Below are 3,823 nucleotides of genomic sequence, written 5' to 3'. Positions count from 1 at the left end.
CGCTGCCCACCGGGCGCGGGGTCGAGCTGCTCCTGCTCGCGCTGGCCGCGGTGCTGACCACGGGTGCGCTCGTGCTGGTGGAGGCGAACCAGGAGCAGCAGCTGACCACGACGCTGCTCTACCTGGGCGCGGCGTACCTGGTGCTGTTCACCGGAGCGCACCTGGCGGTGCGCAAGCTGGCCCCGTACGCCGACCCGCTGATCCTGCCCGCGGTCGCGCTGCTCAACGGGATCGGCCTGGTGATGATCCACCGGCTGGACCTGGCCAAGGCCGACCGCGCCCAGCTGCTCGGCCGCGAGATCCCGTCGGCCCTGGTGAGCCTGCAGGTCGGCTGGACGGTGCTGGGGCTGGCCCTGTTCGTCGCGGTGCTGCTGGTGGTCAAGGACCACCGGACGCTGGCCCGCTACGGCTACACCGCCGGCTTCGTCGGACTCGTGCTGCTGGCCATCCCGGGCGTGCTGCCGTCGTCGATCTCCGAGGTGAACGGCGCCAAGCTGTGGATCCGGATCCCCGGCGTCGGCGGCATCCAGCCCGGTGAGTTCGCCAAGATCCTGCTGATCGTCTTCTTCGCCGCCTACCTGGTGCAGAAGCGCAACCTGCTCTCCACCGCGGGGCGCCGGTTCCTCGGCATGGAGCTCCCCCGCGCCCGTGACCTCGCGCCGCTGCTGGCCGCGTGGGGGCTCTCGATCGGCGTGCTGGTGTTCGAGCGCGACCTGGGCAGCTCGCTGCTGTTCTTCGGCCTGGTGCTGGTGCTGCTCTACACCGCCACCGAGCGGGTCTCCTGGATGGTCATCGGCCTGGCGATCTTCGTCGGCGGCGCGGTGATCGCCTACCAGCTGTTCAACCACGTCCGGGTGCGGGTCGAGGTCTGGATCGACCCGTTCGCCGACTTCGACGGGTCCGGCTACCAGCTGGGGCAGGCGCTGTTCGGGATGGGCACCGGTGGGGTCGGCGGCAGCGGCCTGGGCGCCGGCCGGCCGGACCTCGTCCCGTTCGCCGAGTCCGACTTCATCTGGTCCTCGCTCGGCGAGGAGCTCGGCCTGATCGGGCTGGCCGCGATCCTGGTCATCTACCTGGTGCTGATCACCCGCGGCCTGCGCAGCGCGCTCGCCGTGCGGGACACGTTCGGCAAGCTGCTGGCCACCGGCCTGGCCTTCTCGGTCGCGCTGCAGATCTTCGTCGTGATCGGCGGGGTGACCAAGCTGATCCCGCTGACCGGCCTGACCCTGCCGTTCCTGTCCTACGGCGGCTCGTCGCTCGTGGCGAACTACGCACTGGTCGCGATCCTGCTGCGGATCTCGCACGTCGCCCGGGCCCCGTTGACCCGCCGCCCGGCCGCCCCGCGCGCGCCGATCGCCGAGGCCGGGACCGAGCTCGTGCAGCGTCCCGGCACCGGCAAGGGGGCTGAGCAGTGAACCGCCCGGTCCGCCGTGTCGCCCTCGCCGTGATGGTGATGGTCGTCGTCCTGCTCGCCAACGTCACCTACATCCAGGTCGTCAAGGCCGGCGAGTACCGCGACGACACGCGCAACCAGCGGGTGCAGATCGACGAGTACTCGCGCCAGCGCGGGCAGATCACCGCCGGCAGCGAGGTGCTCGCGCAGAGCGTGGACACCGACAACCGGCTGCGCTACCAGCGCCAGTACCCGAACGGGCCCGCGTTCGCGCCGGTCACCGGCTACTTCTCCACCGTCTACGGGTCCACCGCGCTGGAGCGCTCGACCGACCAGGTGCTCAACGGCACCGACGACCGGCTGTTCGTCCGCCGGCTCTCGGATCTGATCACCGGGCGCGACCCGGCCGGCGGCAACGTGGTGACGACGATCGACCCGAACGTCCAGAAGCGGGCCTTCGAGGAGATGGACCGCAAGGGTTTCACCGGTTCGGTGGTCGCGCTCTCACCCCAGACCGGCGACATCCTGGGCATGGTGTCCACCCCGTCGTACGACCCCGGCCGGCTGGCGAGCCCGGACGCCGCGGAGCAGCAGCGGGCCTACCGGGAGTTCTCGAACGCGGACCCCTCGGTGCTGTCCAACCGGGCGATCTCCGAGATCTACCCGCCGGGGTCGACGTTCAAGCTGGTCACCACCGCGGCCGCGCTGCAGAACGGCTTCACCCCGGACAGCCCGCTGACCGCATCGCCGAACATCACCCTGGCCGACTCCACGACGACGCTGGAGAACTACGACGGCACGCCCTGCGGCACCGGTGCCACCGCCACCCTGCGCGACGCGCTCGCGCGCTCGTGCAACACCGCGTTCGCCCAGCTCGGCGGCGAGCTAGGCGGGGACAAGCTGCGCGCCGAGGCCGAGGCGTTCGGGATCGGCCGCTCGGACCTGGCGATCCCGATGGGCGTCCAGCCCTCCTCGGTCGGCCCGATGTCGGACACCCCGTCCACCCAGCAGTCCGCGATCGGCCAGCGTGACGTCCGGCTGACCCCGCTGCAGAACGCGATGATCGCCGCCTCGATCGCGAACGGTGGCCAGACGATGGCCCCGCACCTGGTCAAGGAGATCCAGAGCCCCCAGCTCGACGTCGTCGACACCACCGAGCCGGACCGGACGACCCGGTCGATGCCGGCCGGCGTGGCGTCCACGCTGACCGACCTGATGATCGGCTCGGAGAACCGGACGCAGGGCGGCGGCAAGATCACCGGGGTGCAGATCGCGTCCAAGACCGGCACCGCCGAGCACGGCACGGACCCGAAGAACACACCGCCGCACGCCTGGTACGTCGCGTTCGCGCCGGCCGAGAACCCGAAGGTCGCCGTCGCCGTGCTGGTCGAGAACGGCGGCAACCGCGCCCTGGAGGCGACCGGCGGGTCGGTGGCCGCACCGGTCGGCCGCGCGGTCATCGCCGAGGCCCTGCGGGGCGCCCAATGACCCCCGGCCACGCAGTGCTCCCAGGCCACGCAGGGCCCCCCGGCGGAGCGGGCGGATGAGCATCCTCACCGCCGGCCAGCTCATCTCCGAGCGCTACCAGCTCGACCGGCGGATCGCGGTCGGCGGGATGGGTGAGGTCTGGGAGGCCCAGGACACCCGGCTCGGCCGCCACGTCGCGGTGAAGGTGCTCAAGGCCGAACTCTCCGACGACCCCGAGTTCCTGCACCGCTTCCGGATCGAGGCCCGCACGGTGGCCTCGCTGGACCACGGCGGGATCGCCTCGGTGCACGACTACGGCGAGGACGACGGCCCGGCCGGCGGCGGGCGCACCGCCTACCTGGTGATGGAGCTCGTCCGCGGGGAACCGCTCTCGAGCCGGATCGGCCGCGGGGCGATCCCCCCGCACGAGGCGCTCGACATCGTCGAGCAGGCCGCCCGCGCCCTGCAGGCCGCGCACGAGCGCGGGTTCGTGCACCGCGACGTCAAGCCCGGCAACATCCTGCTGCGCACCGACGGCGTGGTGAAGCTGACCGACTTCGGCATCGCCAAGGCCGCCGACGCCGTCCCGGTGACCCGCTCCGGGATGGTCATGGGCACCGCCCACTACATCGCGCCCGAGCAGGCCAGCGGCGACGAGGCGGGCCCGGCCGGGGACGTCTACTCGCTGGGCATCGTCGGGTACGAGTGCCTGGCCGGCCAGCGCCCGTTCCGCGCGGAGAGCGCCGTGGCGGTGGCGATGATGCAGGTCCGCGACGAGCCGCCGCCGCTGCCCTCGGACGTCCCGGAGCGGATCCGCGGGCTGATCTACTCGGTGCTGGTCAAGGACCCGGCGCTGCGCTACGCCGACGGCGGTGAGTTCGCCGACGCGATCGCGGCCGTGCGCCGCGGCGAACGCGCACCGGCGGCGGGCGCCGACCCCGAGGACAGCGCGGTGTCCTCGAC

3 protein-coding genes are annotated in these 3,823 nt (G+C 72.5%); all 3 read left to right on the top strand.

The genetic code is table 11. From position 1 onward, the window contains the following. Window positions 1-2 precede the first annotated feature (2 nt). Window positions 3-1,415, top strand: coding sequence for an FtsW/RodA/SpoVE family cell cycle protein (locus I4I78_RS31015; RefSeq protein ID WP_218615068.1), 1,413 nt, complete (start codon window positions 3-5; stop codon window positions 1,413-1,415). Further along, the gene (locus I4I78_RS31010; RefSeq protein ID WP_218615067.1) at window positions 1,412-2,881 is read left to right on the top strand and encodes a penicillin-binding protein 2; all 1,470 of its coding nucleotides are present in this window, start codon (window positions 1,412-1,414) and stop codon (window positions 2,879-2,881) included. The genes I4I78_RS31015 and I4I78_RS31010 overlap by 4 nt, the downstream gene beginning before the upstream one ends. Before the next feature lie 61 nt (window positions 2,882-2,942). Then, window positions 2,943-3,823: serine/threonine-protein kinase (locus tag I4I78_RS31005; protein ID WP_308252462.1), on the top strand; the 881-nt coding region annotated here is incomplete at its 3' end.

Source organism: Pseudonocardia sp. KRD291, from assembly GCF_019263595.1.
GTDB lineage: Bacteria > Actinomycetota > Actinomycetes > Mycobacteriales > Pseudonocardiaceae > Pseudonocardia.
Note: the sequence above shows the minus strand (reverse complement) of the source record. Positions and strands in the feature narration are given on the sequence as shown.